At 76.4% G+C, this 16,483-nt stretch carries 14 protein-coding genes; 13 read left to right on the plus strand and 1 reads right to left on the minus strand.

Annotated features, from left to right (window positions below; all coding sequences use genetic code 11):
* Positions 1-149: 149 nt before the first annotated feature.
* The 3 genes from ET495_RS12305 to ET495_RS12315 all read left to right on the plus strand — a co-directional run bounded on the left by ET495_RS12305 (position 150) and on the right by ET495_RS12315 (position 2,858).
* A complete protein-coding gene (locus ET495_RS12305) occupies positions 150-827 on the plus strand; it encodes a helix-turn-helix domain-containing protein (RefSeq protein WP_129205046.1) in 678 nt (225 codons plus the stop codon).
* A complete protein-coding gene (locus ET495_RS17940) occupies positions 722-1,018 on the plus strand; it encodes a DUF2690 domain-containing protein (RefSeq protein WP_245993055.1) in 297 nt (98 codons plus the stop codon). The genes ET495_RS12305 and ET495_RS17940 overlap by 106 nt, the downstream gene beginning before the upstream one ends.
* Before the next feature lie 424 nt (positions 1,019-1,442).
* Positions 1,443-2,858 carry a CoA transferase gene (locus ET495_RS12315; protein WP_129205047.1) on the plus strand — a complete coding sequence of 472 codons (1,416 nt, stop codon included), beginning with the start codon at positions 1,443-1,445 and terminating at the stop codon, positions 2,856-2,858.
* Between the two features lie 44 nt (positions 2,859-2,902).
* Here the strand turns inward: ET495_RS12315 and ET495_RS12320 are convergent, their stop codons facing one another.
* The gene (locus ET495_RS12320; RefSeq protein ID WP_129205048.1) at positions 2,903-4,420 is read right to left on the minus strand and encodes a glutamyl-tRNA reductase; all 1,518 of its coding nucleotides are present in this window, start codon (positions 4,418-4,420) and stop codon (positions 2,903-2,905) included.
* Positions 4,421-4,469: 49 nt separating this feature from the next.
* Here ET495_RS12320 and hemE point away from each other — a divergent pair, with 49 nt between their 5' ends.
* The 10 genes from hemE to ET495_RS12370 all read left to right on the plus strand — a co-directional run bounded on the left by hemE (position 4,470) and on the right by ET495_RS12370 (position 16,402).
* Positions 4,470-5,618 carry a uroporphyrinogen decarboxylase gene (hemE, locus tag ET495_RS12325; RefSeq protein ID WP_129205049.1) on the plus strand — a complete coding sequence of 383 codons (1,149 nt, stop codon included), beginning with the start codon at positions 4,470-4,472 and terminating at the stop codon, positions 5,616-5,618.
* Positions 5,615-7,129 (plus strand): protoporphyrinogen/coproporphyrinogen oxidase, encoded by a 1,515-nt coding sequence (locus tag ET495_RS12330; RefSeq protein WP_129205050.1) that lies wholly within the window; start codon positions 5,615-5,617, stop codon positions 7,127-7,129. Before hemE ends, ET495_RS12330 begins: the two co-directional genes overlap by 4 nt.
* A gap of 131 nt (positions 7,130-7,260) precedes the next feature.
* Positions 7,261-8,250, plus strand: coding sequence for a hydroxymethylbilane synthase (gene hemC / locus ET495_RS12335; RefSeq protein WP_245993460.1), 990 nt, complete (start codon positions 7,261-7,263; stop codon positions 8,248-8,250).
* A 358-nt stretch (positions 8,251-8,608) separates the two neighbouring features.
* Positions 8,609-9,532: a uroporphyrinogen-III synthase gene (locus ET495_RS12340; RefSeq protein ID WP_162616471.1), complete on the plus strand. Its 924-nt coding sequence runs from the start codon at positions 8,609-8,611 to the stop codon at positions 9,530-9,532.
* On the plus strand, positions 9,529-10,533 hold the full coding sequence (gene hemB / locus ET495_RS12345) for a porphobilinogen synthase (protein ID WP_129205052.1): 1,005 nt from the start codon (positions 9,529-9,531) through the stop codon (positions 10,531-10,533). The genes ET495_RS12340 and hemB overlap by 4 nt, the downstream gene beginning before the upstream one ends.
* Positions 10,530-11,858, plus strand: coding sequence for a glutamate-1-semialdehyde 2,1-aminomutase (hemL, locus tag ET495_RS12350; RefSeq protein WP_129205053.1), 1,329 nt, complete (start codon positions 10,530-10,532; stop codon positions 11,856-11,858). Before hemB ends, hemL begins: the two co-directional genes overlap by 4 nt.
* 229 nt (positions 11,859-12,087) lie before the next feature.
* Positions 12,088-12,327, plus strand: coding sequence for a metal-sensitive transcriptional regulator (locus ET495_RS12355; protein ID WP_129205054.1), 240 nt, complete (start codon positions 12,088-12,090; stop codon positions 12,325-12,327).
* Positions 12,328-12,368: 41 nt separating this feature from the next.
* Entirely contained in the window at positions 12,369-12,872 is a 504-nt protein-coding gene (locus tag ET495_RS12360; RefSeq protein ID WP_129205055.1) for a heavy-metal-associated domain-containing protein, read from the plus strand.
* 55 nt (positions 12,873-12,927) lie between these two features.
* Positions 12,928-15,450, plus strand: coding sequence for a heavy metal translocating P-type ATPase (locus ET495_RS12365; protein WP_129205056.1), 2,523 nt, complete (start codon positions 12,928-12,930; stop codon positions 15,448-15,450).
* 112 nt (positions 15,451-15,562) lie between these two features.
* The gene (locus ET495_RS12370; protein WP_129205057.1) at positions 15,563-16,402 is read left to right on the plus strand and encodes a CPBP family intramembrane glutamic endopeptidase; all 840 of its coding nucleotides are present in this window, start codon (positions 15,563-15,565) and stop codon (positions 16,400-16,402) included.
* The last annotated feature ends 81 nt before the right edge of the window (positions 16,403-16,483 follow it).

A 16,483-nucleotide genomic window follows, 5' to 3' on the forward strand; every position in this document is an offset into this window, starting at 1 on the left:
CAACGGCGCCGCCCGGAGCACTGTTCCTCCCGCGTGGCGTTCGGTTCCCCGCACCGGGGGCACCCATTTCGGGTGATGCGACTCGGGAATGCGCCCCGACACGCCACGGGGCGGTCGGCGCAGTGGTCCCTTAGGCAATACTGCCCCCCATGAGCGACCACGCTTCCACCGATCAGAAATCGGCGCTCGCGTCGTTCGGCGCCGATCTGCGAGAACTGAGAACCGCGGCCGGCAACCCCACCTATGAGGCGATGGCGCGCAAGGCGGGGCTCTCCTTGTCGCTGCTGTCGACGGTGGACAAGGGCCGCGCCGCACCCTCGCGCAACGCGCTGCGCGGCTACCTCGTCGCGCTCGGCCGCCCCGATACCGAGGTCGAGGCGTGGCTCGCGCGCCGCGAGCAGCTCCATGCGGCCGCGCAGGACGCGTCCTCGGCCGGCAGCGAGCAGGACGTCGACGGCGGCCAGGTCGTCGACGGCGACGACGTCTCGCACCCGGCAGCGGTCCCGTCCGCGCGACCCCGCAGCCGGCTCGCAGCCACGGCCCTCCTGCTGTGCGTCGTCACACTCGTGAGCGGGTTCGCCGTCGGGCGCTCCACCGCGGTCGCCCGCTCCTGGTGGCCCGGCCCCACCACCCCCGCGTCGACCGCCCAGGACAAGGCTCCGCGCGTCCCGGTCTCGGGGACGACCCCTATGTCGCCGGGTGCCTCGACGACGCGATCGCGGTGGCCGCGACCTCCCAGGCCGACGGGACCGTCCTCCAGCTCATGTGGTCCCAGGCGTGCTCGGCGAACTGGGGGCGCATCACGCTGCCGCAGGAGACCGACCTGACCACCGCCTCCGTCACGGCGACCGTCGCCACCACCGAGGACGCGGGGCGCGCCCAGAAGTCCGTCGCCACCGGCCAGCAGACCGTCTACACGCCGATCCTGGTCGTCGAGGTCACCGACCAGGCTTGTGCCGCCGGGCAGTGGACCGTCGACGGCGTGACCACCACCGCGGACCAGCCCGCGTGCGCGTGACGGCACGCCGGTTCCTGAGCCCGACCCCGAGCACGACCCTGAGCACGACCCTGAGCACACCGGCACGGCGCCCGCAGCGCCCGCAGCGCCGTGCCGGCGCCGGGAACGGGTCCTTCAGATTCTCCAGGCCGGGTTTTCAGGGCATCGTGGCCTTCTGACCTCCCTTTTCACCCGCTCGGCCAGGCCGTGGGCCGAAGAACCCGCCGGCCGCCGGTCGATCGCGCAACGCCCGGCCCGGTCAACCCGCGCCAGGGGCGCCGCGAGCGCGACGCCCCGCCCATGGCCCGCCACGGCCCCCGGCAGGGCCGCCGTCACATGGAATGCCTGGCCACGCGGCACGGCCGCGCGTCGCGTGCGCGCGCTGCGACGTGAGCGGATGTCCGGTGCCGTTGTGCCGACGTCTGCACTTGCCTACGGTCACGAGATGGAAGGTCGTTCTCCGGGCGAGGCCCTGGTCTCCGACTACGAGGCGGGCGTCGCCGTCGAGCCCGTCGAGCCGCTGCGCGACGTCGCCGAGGCGGGGCCGCCGTGGCTCGCGGCGACACTGCCTGCGCTCGACCTGGCGGCGGGGTCGGTGCGAGCACTCCGACGGGCCGCCGTCCGGGCGGGCGCCCGGGGGCCGCTGGCCGAGGCCCCGCTCGACCTGTCACGCGTCGCAGCGGCGTTCTCCTCCGACCGCCTGCTGCGTCTTGACGGGCGCGTGGTCGCGAGGTTCGCGCCGCTGTCGGGGTTCTACCGCACCGCGGACGGCTGGGTCCGCACCCACGCCAACTACCCGCACCACGAGCACCGGCTGCTCGCAGCGCTGCACCTGCACGGCGTCGGCGGCGGTCCGGGGTCGCTCACCCCCGCCCTGCACGGCGTCGGACCCGCGGACATCGCGCAGGCGCTGCGGGCACTCACCGCGCAACAGGTCGAGGATGCGGCGACGGCGGCCCGCGCCGTCGCCGCACGCGTCCGCACCGAGGAGGAGTGGCGGTCCTCCCCCCAGGGCGTGGCCGCCGCGGAGGGACCGCTGGTTCGCCTCACGCCCCGCGACGACGGCGCCGAGGTCCGCGCGGCGGGCGCCTCGCCGCACGGGACGCCACGGCTACCGCTCGCCGGTGTGCGGGTGCTCGACCTGACCCGGGTGATCGCCGGCCCCGTCGGCACGCGGACGCTGGCGCTGCTGGGCGCCGACGTGCTGCGGATCGACCCGCCGGTGCCCGCCGAGGTCCGCTGGCAGCACCTCGACACCGGGCAGGGCAAGCGCACCGCCCTGCTCGACCTGCACGACGCCGGCGACCACGCCCAGGCGCAGGCCCTTCTCGACGAGGCCGACGTGCTCGTGACCGGGTACCGGCCGGGCGCGATCGAGGCGTTCGGGCTGCGGCCCCCGCCCGGCCTCGTGCACGCCCGGGTGAGCGCGTGGGGCGAGACCGGCCCGTGGTCGGCGCGACGCGGCTTCGACTCGATCGTCCAGGCGGCGACGGGGATCGCCCTCATCGAGGCACAGCACGACGCGGACGGCCACGCGGGCTGGCCCTCCACGCTGCCCGCCCAGGCGCTCGACCACGCGTCCGGCTACCTGCTCGCGGCAGGCGTGCTCGACGCGCTCACCGCCCGCAGGGCCGACGGCCGCGGCCGTGACGTCGTCGCCTCCCTGGCACGCACCGCGACCTGGCTGCTCGACGCGCCCGGCCGCGACCCGGGCCACCCGCCCGCCGCGCCGGTCACGGCCGTGGAGACCGTCACGCACGGCCGCGGGCCCGAGGTCACGACGGCGCGCCCGGCGCTGCCCGGCTTCGACGACTACCCCGCGCCCGCCCACCCTTGGGGGACGGATCACGCCCGCTGGTAAGGCGCCCGGCTGGTGAGGCGCCTATTCCGGTCTCGCCTCCGGTCTCAGCCCTCCGCTGCGGCCCTCGTCGACGCCGAGGCAGCGGCGGCCTGCGCGCCGTCGACGACGGCGCGCTCGGCGGTACGGGCGCGCGCGACGGCAGCGGCGCGCACCGCGACGATGCGCGCGTGCAGCGAGGCGTGGACGCGCCGGCGCACGTCGCGTGCGATCTGCTCGACGTCGTCCTCGTCGGGCTCGGCGGGGTTGCCGCGCAGGTCGACCTCGCCACGGGCCGCGAGCTCGCCGCGCAGGCGGGCCACGGCGGCGTCGATCTCGGCCTGCACGCGCTGCTCGGCGTCGTCGAGCAGCGCGACCACGGCGGCGTCGGCCTCGCGGCCCACCTGGTGCTCGTCGAACTCGCGCGCGGCCCCGGCGACGAGCCCGCGCGCCTGCTCGACGACGGCCCGTGCCGTCACGGGCGCGTGGGCCTTGAGCGCCTGGAGGTCGTACAGGAGCACGCCCTCGACGTCGGCGACGGCGGGGTCGACGTCGCGGTGCAGCGCGAGGTCGAGCACGACGAGCGGGCGGGGCGCCCCGTGCCCTCCGTGCCCGCCGGGTGCGGCGTCGCCGGCACGTGCGGCGGCGCGCTCGGCGGCACGCACGCGTGCCCGCGCGACGGCAGCGGCGCTGAGCACGAACGACAGCGACGCCTCGGGCGCCCCCTCGGGGTCGCGCCCGGCGTCGGGCGTTCCCGAGCGCTGCTCCGGGTGCGTCCCTGACAGGTCGCGGACGGCACCCTGGACCCGGGCGCCCGCGCCCGACACGGAGACCACCAGGTCGGCCTCGGCGAGCGCCTCGACGAGCGCCTCCTCGTCGTCGGGCAGCGCGACGACGCCGTGCCCGTCGGCGAACACCTGCGCGCGGCCGGACTGCGAGTAGACGCGCACGTCGTCCGACCCGTGGCTGCGCAGCGCGGCGACCGTCGCGCCTGCGTAGGACCCGGTGCCGATGAGCACCGTGCGTACGGCCCGCCACTCGGGCAGCGAGCCCTCGGCGAGGTCGAGCGCGAGCTTGACGATGGACCGTCCCGTGGAGCCGAGCGCCGTGGAGGCGCCCACGCGCTTGGACGTGCGCGACGCCGTCTGGAACAGCAGCTCGAGCGTCTTGGACGTCGTGTGCTGTTCGCGCGCGACCTCGAGCGCGCGCTTGACCTGCCCGGCGACCTCGCGTTCACCGATGACCATCGAGTCGAGGCCCGACGCGACGGAGAACAGGTGCTCGGGCACCTGCGATCCGGCACGCACCGTGAACGAGTCCGTCGCCGTCTGCACGCTCACGCCGGACGCGGCGGCGACGAGCTCGGCGACGTGCTCGGTCGCGTGCCGCACGACCGGTCCGTTCATGGGTGCCTCGACGTCGAGGTAGACCTCGAAGCGGTTGCACGTCGAGATGACGACGGCGCCCCGGACGGGTTCGCACGCCCCCACCGCTTTGCGGCCCACCGAGGACGAGCCGGACGACAGACGCTCCAGTGCGTCGAGGTCCAGTTCACGATGGCTGGCAGTCAGGGAGAGCAGTACCACAATCCCCGGACTTTATGCTCCTGCGGTCCCCAGGGCAGAATCCTGCCTCGTGACCTCAGCCACTCCGGCCCTCGAGCCGTCCGGTGCCCCGACCCTGCCGTCGCCCGCACCGCTGCCGGCCGACCATCCCCTCACCGACGGCCGCACCGGGGCGTCGCCGCTGGTCAGAGCCCTGCGGGGCGACCGTCCGGAGCGGCTTCCCGTGTGGTTCATGCGGCAGGCGGGGCGCTCGCTGCCCGAGTACCGCGAGGCGCGCAAGGGCCACGCGATGCTCGACTCGTGTCTCGACCCAGCCCTGGTGACCGAGATCACACTTCAGCCCGTGCGCCGCCACGGCGTCGACGCCGGCATCTTCTTCTCCGACATCGTGGTGCCGCTGCGCCTGGCCGGTGTCGGCGTCGACATCCAGCCCGGCGTCGGGCCCGTGATGGACCAGGCGTACCGCACGCCCGACGACGTCGCGCGGCTCGTCGACAAGACCCTCGACGCCGGTGCGCTCGACCCGATCCGCGAGGCCGTGCAGCGCACCGTCGCCGAGCTGGGCACCACGCCGCTCATCGGGTTCGGCGGCGCGCCGTTCACGCTCGCCGCCTACCTGGTCGAGGGCCGTCCCTCGCGCGACCACCTCGCCGCGCGCACCCTCATGCACGCCGACCCGCAGACCTGGGACCGGCTCGTCACCTGGACGGCCGACCTGACCGGCGAGTTCCTGCGCGCCCAGGTGCTCGCCGGGGCGTCGGCCGCGCAGCTGTTCGACTCGTGGGCCGGGTCGCTCTCGCTCGCCGACTACCGGGCGCGCGTCGCGCCGTCGTCGACCCGGGCGCTCGCACACGTCGCCGGCCTCGGCGTCCCCGCCATCCACTTCGGCACCGGCACCGGGCACCTGCTGGGAGCCATGCGCGACGTCCTGACCGACGCGGGCGTCACCGACCGCGCCATCGGGGTCGACTACCGCACGCCGCTCGACGAGGCTCTGGCCATGGTGGGTCACGGCGTCAGCATCCAGGGCAACATCGACCCCGCACTGCTCGCAGCACCGTGGGAGGTGCTCGAAGCGCACGTGCGCGACGTCGTCGCACGGGGCGCGACCGGCGGGGACGCCGCGCCCGGCCACGTGGTCAACCTCGGCCACGGCGTGCCGCCGGACACCGACCCCACGGTGCTGACGCGCGTCGTCGACCTGGTGCACGCGCTGTGAGCGCCGCGGTCCCCTCGCCCGGGGCACAGGGCGGCGAGCAGGCGGACGAGCGCGTCGACGTCGTCGTCGTCGGCGGCGGCATCGGCGGTCTCACCGCGGCCCGGACGCTCGCGCGGCGCGGGCTGCGCGTCGTCGTGCTCGAGGCCGACGCGCTGCCCGGCGGGCCGGTGCGCGGCGGGACCTTTCCGACGTTGCCGCAGGTGCCGGTCGACGTCGGCGTCGAGTCGTACGCGGCGCGCGGCACGGCCGTCACCGAGCTCGCCGAGCAGCTCGGTCTCGACGTCGTGACGCCCGCCGCCGCGCAGGCCTGGGGCTACGCCGCCGGGCGCACGTTCCCGCTGCCCAAGGCCGGCATCCTCGGCATCCCGTCCGTGCCGTGGGCCGCGGACGTCCGGCAGGCCATCGGGTGGCCCGGCGTGCTGCGCGCCTCGCTCGACCGCGTGCTGCCCGCGCGCTTCGCCGACACGTCGTCGCTCGGGACACTCGTGCGCTCCCGGCTCGGCACGCGCGTCGCCGACCGGCTCGTCACGCTCGTCGCCGCGGGCGTGCACTCCGCGACGCTCGACACGCTCGACGTCGACGCCGTCGCGCCCGGGCTGCTCGACGCGTTCCGCCGCGAGGGCTCGCTCTCGCGCGCCGTCGCCTCGCAACGTCGCGACGCCCCCGCCGGGTCCGCGGTGCGCGGGATCGACGGCGGCATCCACGCGATCATCGAGGCGATCGTGGGCGAGCTCAACGCCGCAGCCGAGGGATGGGCCGAGGGCTGGGCCGACGGCGCCACCGGGCCGCGGGACGGACTCGCCGGGGAGGCGCTCGCCGGCGCCGGCGTGCGCGTCGGGCACCGCGTCACCGGCATCACCCGCGACGGCGACACCTGGCGCGTGACGTCCACGACCCGCGGGCACGACGTCACCCTCGCCACCCCGCGGCTCGTGGCCGCCACGCCCGCCGTCGCACCCCTGCTGGCCGGCGTCGTCGGTGCCGAGGCGCCCACCCCGGCACCCGGGGCGCCCATCGCGCTCGTCGCGCTCCTGCTCGACGCGCCCGAGCTCGACGCCACCCCGCGTGGCACGGGCATGCTCATCGCCCCCGACGCCGCCGGCACCCCCGGCGCGGTGGCAGGCGTCGCCGCGAAGGCGTTCACGCACGCGACCGCCAAGTGGCCATGGCTCGCCGACCGGATCCGGGTGGCCGCCGGGCCGGGCGTCCACGTGGTTCGGCTCAGCTACGGACGCCTGGGCGACGGCACCGTCGACCCCGACGTCGATCGCGCGACGCACGACGCGTCCACGCTGCTCGGCGTGCCCCTCGACGGGCGGGTGCGCGACCACCTCGTGCAGCGCTGGGACGGCTCCCTGCCGCCCCCCACGCCCGCGTACCGGGCGGCGCTCGGCGGGTTCTGCGACGCCGTCGGCACGACGGACGGGCTCGCCGTCGTCGGCGGGTGGATCGCGGGCACGGGGCTCGCGTCGATCGTGACGCACGCGCAGTCGGCGGTCGCCGAGCTGTGACGCACGAGGCAGCGGAGGGATTCCGTCCGGCCCGCGCGGCGCGCGACACTGGGCGGGTGATCCCCCACCCCGACGTCGCTCCCCTCCGGCTCGGCACGCGCGGCAGCGCCCTGGCGACGACCCAGTCGGGCATGGTCGCCCGGCGGCTGGAGGAGCTGACCGGCAGGCCCGTCGAGCTGGTCCGCATCCGCACCGAGGGCGACGTGCGCACGGGCTCGCTCGCGAGCCTCGGCGGCACGGGCGTGTTCGTCGCCGCGCTGCGCGAGGCGCTGCTCGACGGACGCTGCGACGTCGCCGTCCACAGCCTCAAAGACCTGCCCACGGCCCTGGTCGAGGGCCTGACGATCGTCACGCCCGAACGCGAGGACCCGCGCGACGCCCTGTGCGCGCGCGCCGGGCACACGCTGGGGTCCCTGCCGCGCGGCGCGCGCGTCGGCACCGGCTCGCCGCGCCGGGCCGCGCAGCTGCGGGCGGCACGCCCCGACCTCGACGTCGTCGACATCCGGGGCAACGTCGACACCCGCCTGCGCCGCGCTCTCGGCCCCGACGCCGACCTCGACGCCGTCGTGCTCGCCTGCTCGGGCCTGGTGCGGCTGGGCCGCACCGACGCCGTGACCGACGCGCTCGAACCGTCCGTCGTCACGCCCGCCCCGGGGCAGGGGGCGCTCGCCGTCGAGGCGCGCACCGCCGACGTCGGCCCCGGCGGACCGCTCGCCGACGCGTTCGCGGCGCTCGACCACCGGGCCACCCGGCTGGCCGTCCTCGCCGAGCGCGCCCTGCTGGCCCGGCTCGAGGCGGGGTGCGCGGCCCCCGTCGGAGCGCTCGCGCACGTCGAGGAGGGGCAGCTCGTGCTCGGTGCCGTCGTCGCACGCACCGACGGCACCGAGAAGCTCCAGCACCGGGCCGCGACACCGCTCGACGCCATGACGGAAGGGCGCGACGACGACGACGACGCACGCGAGCTCGGGGTGCGCGTCGCCGAGGCGCTGCTGGCCGACGGCGCCGACCGGCTCGCGCCCCTGGCGTCCACGGCCGCGCGACCAGCGTCGGCGACCACCGACCCCGCGCTCGCCGACCCGACCGAGGCGGGGGCGCCCGGGCAGGACTCCGACCGCTCGTGACGCCCGACGCTCGGCAGCCCGACGCGGCACAGGCCGACCCGGCACAGGCCGACGCGGCACAGGCCGACGCGCCGCAGGCTGACGCGGCACAGGCTGACGCGCCGCAGGCTGACGCGGCACAGGCCGACGCGCCGCAGGCCGACCCGGCGCAGCCCGACCCGGCACAGCCCGACGCGGCACAGCCCGACGCGCCGCAGGCTCACGCGCCACAGGCCGACGCGCCGTCGGCCGCCGCACCTCCGGCCGACGCCGTGGTGCCGGGGGCATCCCGGCCGCTCGACGGTCGCACCGTGCTGATCGCGCGCACGCCGGAACGTGCGACCGGGCTCGCGGGGCACTGCGCGACCTCGGGGCACGGGTGCTGGTCGCGCCGCTCACGGCGACCACCGGCCCGGCGTCGTCGGCCGAGCTCGACGCGGCCGTGCGGTCGCTCGACAGGTACGCGTGGGTGGCCGTGACGAGCGTCAACGGCGTCGAGGCACTGGCCGCGGCGGCCACGCGCGCGGGGGTCGACCTGGCCCGGGCGCGCACCCGCTGGGCGAGCGTCGGCCCGGCGACCGCGCGGAGCCTGCACGCCGCGGGCCTCGCCGTCGACGTCGAAGCCACCGGGACCGCCGCCGACCTGGCCCGGGCGCTGCCCGCCGCGGATCGCCCGGAGGCCCCCGCGGCCCCCGGCACGGACTCGGGCACGAACTCGGGCACGGACTCGGGCGTTGCCGCCCGCGTGCTCCTGCCGCTCGGGGACCTCGCGGGCGACGCGCTCGCCGGGGGGCTCGCCGCTCGCGGATGGCACGTCGACTCGGTCGTCGCCTACCGGACCGTGCCCGTCGCCCTGCCCGGCGACGTCGTGGCGGACGCCCGCGCGCACCGCGTCGACGTCGCCGTGGTCGCCGCGGGCTCGGCCGCGCGGCAGCTCGCCGCCCAGCTCGGCGACGACGCTCCGGCCGTCGTCACCATCGGGGAGCCCTCCGCCCGGGCGGCGCGCGCCGCGGCGCTCAGCGTCGTCGCCGTGGCCGCTCACCCGACCGACGCCGCCCTGGTGGACGCGCTGGTGGACGCGCTCGTGGACGCGCCCGCCGGCGCGGTACCGAGCGCCTCGGGCCCCGTCGGCCCGCGGGAGCGTATCGGCGCGTCCCGACCCCTCCAGCCCACGTCGGCGCCACCGGTCGAGCCGGCGCCGAGCGCGCTCCCGGTCGCACGCGACGCGTCCACCCGTTCTCCCGCCCCGGCGCGTGCGCGCCGGGGTGCAGTCCCGCTCGAAGCAGAGGAGTCGTCACGATGACTACGGCAGGGATCGTCTACCGACCGCGGCGCTTGCGCGCGACGGCCCGCATGCGGCGGCTCGTCGCCGAGAACCGGCTGCACGCCGCGGATCTGGTGCTCCCGCTGTTCGTCAAGGAGGGCATCACGGCGCCCGTCCCGATCACCTCCATGCCCGGCCAGGTGCAGCACACCGAGGCGACCCTGCGCGACGCCGTCGCCGCCGCCGCCCGCGCCGGGCTGGGCGGCGTCATGCTGTTCGGCATCCCCGCGGTGCGCGACGCCGTCGGCTCGCAGGCCGAGGCGCCCGACGGCGTCCTCCAGCGCGGCATCGCGATCGCGCGCGCCGCCGTGGCCGACGTCGAGCGGGAGACGGGCCGCCCCGGCCCCGTCGTCATGGCCGACACGTGCCTCGACGAGTTCACCGACCACGGGCACTGCGGCGTGCTGACGCCCACCGGCGAGGTCGACAACGACGCCACGCTCGAGCGCTACGCCGTCATGGCCGTGGCGCAGGCCCGCGCAGGCGCCGACGTCGTCAGCCCCAGCGGCATGATGGACGGCCAGGTCGCCGTCATCCGTGACGCGCTCGACGACGCCGGGTTCACCGGGGTGTCGATCCTCGCCTACTCGGCCAAGTACGCCAGCCCCTTCTACGGCCCGTTCCGCGAGGCTGTGGACAGCGCGCTGCAGGGCGACCGCCGCACCTACCAGATGGACGCCGCCAACGGCCGCGAGGGGCTGCGCGAGGCGGACCTCGACCTGGCCGAGGGCGCCGACATGGTCATGGTCAAGCCGGCGGGCTCCTACCTCGACGTGCTGCGCGGCGTCGCCGACCGGTCGGACGTGCCCGTCGCGGCGTACCAGGTCAGCGGCGAGTACGCGATGATCGAGGCGGCCGCCGCCAACGGCTGGATCGACCGGAAGGCGTCCGTGCTGGAGAGCGTGCTGGGCATCAAGCGCGCCGGGGCCGACGTCGTCCTCACCTACTGGGCCCTGGAGATCGCGGAGTGGATCGCATGAGCACGGCACCGACCCTGGACAACCACGCGGCGTTCCTGCGTGCGCAGGCCGCCATCCCCGGTGGCGTCAACTCGCCGGTGCGGGCCTACGGCTCGGTGGGCGGCGACCCGCGCTTCCTCGCACGCGCGGCGGGGCCGTTCGTGTACGACGTCGCGGGGCGCGAGTACGTCGACCTGGTGTGCTCGTGGGGGCCGGCGCTGCTGGGGCACGCGCACCCGCAGGTCGTCGCCGCGGTGCAGGACGCCGCCGCGCGCGGGCTGTCCTTCGGGGCGCCCACGGTCGCGGAGGTCGAGCTCGCCGAGGAGATCCGCCGCCGCGTGCCCGCCGCCGAGCGCGTGCGCCTCGTGTCGACCGGCACCGAGGCGACCATGACGGCGATCCGCCTGGCTCGGGGCGTCACGGGCCGCCCGCTGGTGGTGAAGTTCGCGGGCAACTACCACGGGCACGTCGACGCGCTGCTGGCCGAGGCCGGCTCGGGCGTCGCGACGTTGGCCATGCCCGGCACGGCGGGCGTCACCGCGGCGGCCGCGGCCGAGACCCTCGTGCTGCCGTACAACGACCTCGACGCCGTGGCGAGCGCGTTCGCCGAGCGCGGTGCGCAGATCGCGGCCGTCATCGTCGAGGCGTCGCCCGCCAACATGGGCGTCGTCCCGCCGCAGCAGGGGTTCAACGCCGGGCTGCGGCGGATCACGCGCGAGCACGGTGCGCTGCTGATCCTCGACGAGGTGCTCACCGGGTTCCGCGTCGGCCCCTCCGGCTGGTGGGGCCTGCAGCAGGTGGCGGGCGAGAGCTACACCCCGGACCTGTTCACGTTCGGCAAGGTGGTGGGCGGCGGCATGCCCGTCGCCGCGATCGGCGGACCCGCCGCGATCATGTCGCACCTCGCCCCCGAGGGCCCCGTCTACCAGGCGGGCACGTTGTCGGGGAACCCTGTCGCGGTCGCGTCGGGCCTGACGACGCTGCGCCTGGCCGACGACGCCGTGTACGCCCGCGTCGACGCGGCCGCCGCGACGCTGTCGGCCGCCGTCGCCGAGGCCCTCGACGCGGCGGGCGTCGAGCACCGGGTGCAGCGTGCCGGGTCCCTGTTCAGCGTGTTCTTCGGCCTGGGCGCGGCGGCGGAGGGCGTGCGCGACTACGCGCAGGCGCAGGCGCAGGAGGCCTTCCGCTACAAGGCGTTCTTCCACGCGATGCTCGACGCCGGGGTCAACCTGCCGCCGTCGGTGTTCGAGGCGTGGTTCGTGAGCGCGGCGCACGACGACGCCGCGCTGGGGCGCGTGGTCGACGCGCTGCCGGGCGCGGCCCGGGCGGCAGCGACGGCGGGCTGAGCGAGCCGCCCCGGCGTCACGCACGGTCGCGACGGGCACCCCCAGCACCCACGGTGCTGGGGGTGTCCGCGTCCGCGGGCAGCGAGCACGGCACGCCTCGGCACGGCGGTGACGTCGGCCACCCTCCCCACGCAGTACCCCTAGGGGGTATAGTCGAGGGTATGAGCGAGCACACCCCCACGAAGGCACGCGCGGCTTCGCCGCCGACAAGGACGCCTACCTCAAGCGCATGCGCCGCATCGAGGGCCAGGTGCGTGGCATCGCTCGCATGATCGACGAGGACGTGTACTGCATCGACATCCTCACGCAGGTGTCCGCGGTCACCAAGGCGCTCCAGGCCGTGAGCCTCGCGCTCGTCGAGGATCACCTCGGCCACTGCGTCGTCGACGCCGCCCGCAAGTCGCCCGACGACGGCGCACAGAAGGTGCGCGAGGCCGCCGAGGCCATCGGGCGCCTCGTGCGCAGCTAGCCACGCCCGACCCCCTCCCGCCCCACCACCCAAGGAGCACCATGACCACCCTCACCACGCTCGCCGTGACCGGCATGACCTGCCAGCACTGCGTCGCAGCCGTCACCCGCGAGCTGAAGAACGTCGACGGCGTCGGCAACGTGACCGTCGAGCTGCGCACCGGCGACACCTCGGCGATCTCCGTCCACTCGGCGTCCCCCCTCGACGAGACGGCGCTGCGCGAGGCCATCGACGAGGCCGGCTACGACGTCGTCGGCGTCGACGTGCTCGAAGACGCGCTGGCCGCGCAGATGACCGGGCGGGCCGGCCAGTACCGCGCGACGGGGACGCGCGCCACGGAGACCACCAGCGCAGAGGCGACGGGCACGGAGACCACCGAAGCGGCCAGCACTGCCGTGGCCAGCACTGCCGAGGCCAGCACTGCGCACGCCGGGCACGGTCACGCGCACGGCGCGGGCGGCTGCGGCTGCGGCGGCGCGTGCGGCTGCGGCGGCAAGGGCCGCCAGGGCCTTGGCATCGGCCTGCCGATCGTCCCCCTGGGCTGAGCCACAGCCACCCTCCCCACGCGTCCCTGACGCCCCGAACCCACGGAAGCGGACCATGAGCTCCGACACCCTCACCCCCGCCACCCCCCGGCGGGAGGTCGACCTCGCCGTCACCGGCATGACGTGCGCGTCGTGCGTGGCGCGAGTCGAGCGCAAGCTGCAGAAGATCCCCGGCGTCGCCGCCACGGTCAACCTGCCGCTCGAGAGCGCCCACGTGGTGCTCACCACCGACGTCGACGACGCCGCGCTGGTCGCGGCCGTCGAGGCCGCGGGCTACGGCGCCCAGGTGACGGGATCGCGGGCCGCGGGAGCGGCGACCCGCGACGCGGGGACCGGCGGCACGGTGACCCGCGACGCGGGGACCGGCGGCACGGTGACCCGTGAGGCGGTGACCCGTGAGGCGGTGACCCGTGAGGCGATCACCGGAGAGGCTCCTGCCGGCGCCGGCCACTCCACGCGCGGGGCGGACGCCCACGCCGGTTCCGCGGCGCACCACGGCCTGCCCGCCGCGGTGCGCCCGCGCGGCCACCGCGGGTACGAAGGCGACATCGACCTGCACGGACGCGACCTGCTGCGGCGCCTCGTCGTCGCGGCGGTGCTCTCGGTGCCCGTCGTCGCCGTCTCGATGGTCATGTCGTGGCACTTCCCCGGCTGGGCCTGGGTGGTCGGCGTGCTCGCGATGCCGGTGGCCACCTGGGCGGGCTGGCCGTTCCACCGGGCCGCCTTCCGGGCCGCGCGGCACGGGGCCGCGACCATGGACACGCTCGTGTCGATCGGCGTGATCGCCGCCGTGATCTGGTCGTGGGTCGAGGTCGTGCGCGGGCGCGAGCACGGCGTCTACTTCGAGGTCGCCGCCGTCGTCGTCACGTTCCTGCTCGCGGGGCGCTTCGCCGAGCACCGATCGCGCCGCCGCGCCGGCGACGCGCTGCGTACGCTGCTCGAGCTCGGCGCCAAGGACGCCGAGCGCGTCGCGCTCGCGGCCGACGGCACGCCCCTGCGCCGCGCCGACGGCGCCTGGGACGCCGCCAGCGTGCCGATCGAGGACCTGCGCGTCGGCGAGGTCTTCGTGGTGCGGCCCGGCGCCACCGTCGCGACCGACGGCGAGGTCCTCGACGGCGCCTCGGCCGTCGACACCTCGCTCGTCACCGGCGAGCCCGTCCCCGTGGACGTCACGGTGGGCGACGCCGTCGTGGGCGGCACCGTCAACACCTCGGGCCACCTGCTGGTGCGGGCCACCCGCGTCGGCGCCGAGACCACGCTCGCGCGCATCGGCCGCCTCGTCGCCCAGGCGCAGACCGGCAAGGCCCCCATCGCACGGCTCGGCGACCGCATCTCGGCCGTGTTCGTGCCCATCGTCATCGGGCTGTCGTTGCTGACGCTCGCCGGGTGGCTGCTCGCGACCGGCGACGTCGACCACGCGTTCACGGCCGCCGTCGCGGTGCTGATCATCGCGTGCCCGTGCGCGCTCGGCCTGGCGACCCCGACGGCGATCCTCGTGGGCACCGGCCGGGGGGCCCAGCTCGGCGTGCTCATCAAGGGCCCGGAGATCCTGGAGCGCACCCGCACCATCGACACGGTGGTGCTCGACAAGACGGGCACCGTGACACAGGGCCGCATGGTGCTGGAGCGCGTGACGCCGTCGGCAGGCGTGGACGCCACCGAGGCCCTGCGGTACGCGGCAGCGGTCGAGGCGCTCAGCGAGCACCCCATCGCGCAGGCGATCGCCGCCGCGGCAACCCACCCCGGGCAGCCGCCCGAGCCGGGCGGGCACACGCCCGGTCTCGCGCTCGAGGTCACGCAGTTCCAGGCCGTGCCCGGAGGCGGTGTCGAAGGGCTCGTGCGCGTCGCCCACGCGGGTCTCTCCCCGATCGGCACGGGCAACGCCCGCCGCGTCGTCGTCGGCCGCACCACGTGGCTCGCCGGTCAGGGCATCACCGTGCCCGACGACGTCGCCACCGCCGTCGAGCGCGCCGAGACCGGGGGCGCGACCACCGTCGTCGTCGCCTGGAACGGTGCCGCACGTGCGGTGCTCGAGCTGCGCGACCCGCCCAAGCCCACCTCCGCACAGGCCGTGCGTGAGCTGCGCGACCTCGGGCTGCGGCCCGTGCTGCTCACCGGCGACGGCGAAGGCGCGGCCCGCGCGGCCGCCCTGGCCGTCGGCATCGACCCCGCCGACGTCGTCGCCCGCGTGCTGCCCGAGGAGAAGGCGGCCGCGGTGGCCCGCCTCCAGGGCGAGGGCCGCGTCGTGGCCATGGTCGGGGACGGCATCAACGACGCCGCGGCGCTCGCCACCGCCGACCTCGGCCTCGCGATGGGCACCGGCACCGACGTGGCGATCGAGGCCGGCGACATCACGCTGGTGCGCGGCGACCTGCGCGCCGCCGCGTCGGCCGTGCGGCTCTCCCGGAAGACGTTGCGCGTCATCAAGCAGAACCTGTTCTGGGCGTTCGCCTACAACGTGGCGGCCATCCCGCTCGCGGCGGCCGGCGTGCTCAACCCGATGATCGCGGGCGGCGCGATGGCGGCCAGCTCGGTGCTCGTGGTCGCCAACAGCCTGCGGCTGCGCCGGGCACGGTGAGGCGGCAGGCGAGGCGGCAGACGAGGCGGCAGGCGAGGCGGCACGGCGGGGCGGCGCGCGCCGTGCCGCCGACGCCCCGCCGGCGCCCAGCACCCGCGCCTACGCTGGGAACGTGACCTCGACCGACGCAGCCCGTCGACGCATCGTCTGGGAGATCTGGATCCTGCTCGGGCTCAGCCTCGGGCGCGCCGCCGTCTACGCCGTCGTCAACATCGTCGCCCGGCTCACCGAGGGCACGCCGCTGGCCGACCAGACCGCCACGCTCAACCCCTCGCAGTCGCCACGCCCCTACCTCGACCTCACCTACCAGCTCCTGACGATCGGGTTCGCGCTGGTGCCCGTCGCGCTCGCGGTCTACCTGCTGGCCGTGCGGCCCGGAGCGCGGCCCGTCACGCGGGCCGTCGGCCTCGACTGGCACGTGCGGGGCCGCGGGTTCGACCCCGATGTCGCCACCGGCCGGCGACGACGCGACGTGGGCTGGGGCGTGGCGCTCGCCGCCGCGATCGGCGTGCCGGGGCTCGCGTTCTACCTGATCGGGCGGCTCGCGGGGATCACGGTGTCCGTGCAGGCCAGCGCGCTCGACACGCACTGGTGGACGGTGCCGGTGCTGGTGCTCGCGGCGTTCGAGAACGGCGCCCTCGAAGAGGTCATCGTGGTCGCCTACCTGTTCGAGCGCACCCGCGACCTCGGCTGGTCGCCGACCGCACGCCTCGACTGGCGGTTCCTCGCCGCGAGCGCGCTGCTGCGCGGCAGCTATCACCTGTACCAGGGGTTCGGGCCGTTCCTCGGCAACGTCGTCATGGGCGTCGTCTTCGCGTGGTGGTACCGCTCGCGCTGGGGACGACGGCGGGTGCTGCCGCTGGTGATCGCGCACACGCTGCTCGACGTCGTCGCGTTCGTCGGGTACGCGCTGCTGCCGCCGGGCTGGCGGGAGGCGCTCGGCCTGACGTGAGCGCGGCGACACCGCCGGGCACGCACGCCCGTTCCCGACCCGGCCGGGTCGATCGGTGCGCGGCCGGGTCGGGAAGGGCAG

This window comes from Xylanimonas allomyrinae (assembly GCF_004135345.1).
GTDB classification, from domain to species: Bacteria; Actinomycetota; Actinomycetes; order Actinomycetales; family Cellulomonadaceae; genus Xylanimonas; species Xylanimonas allomyrinae.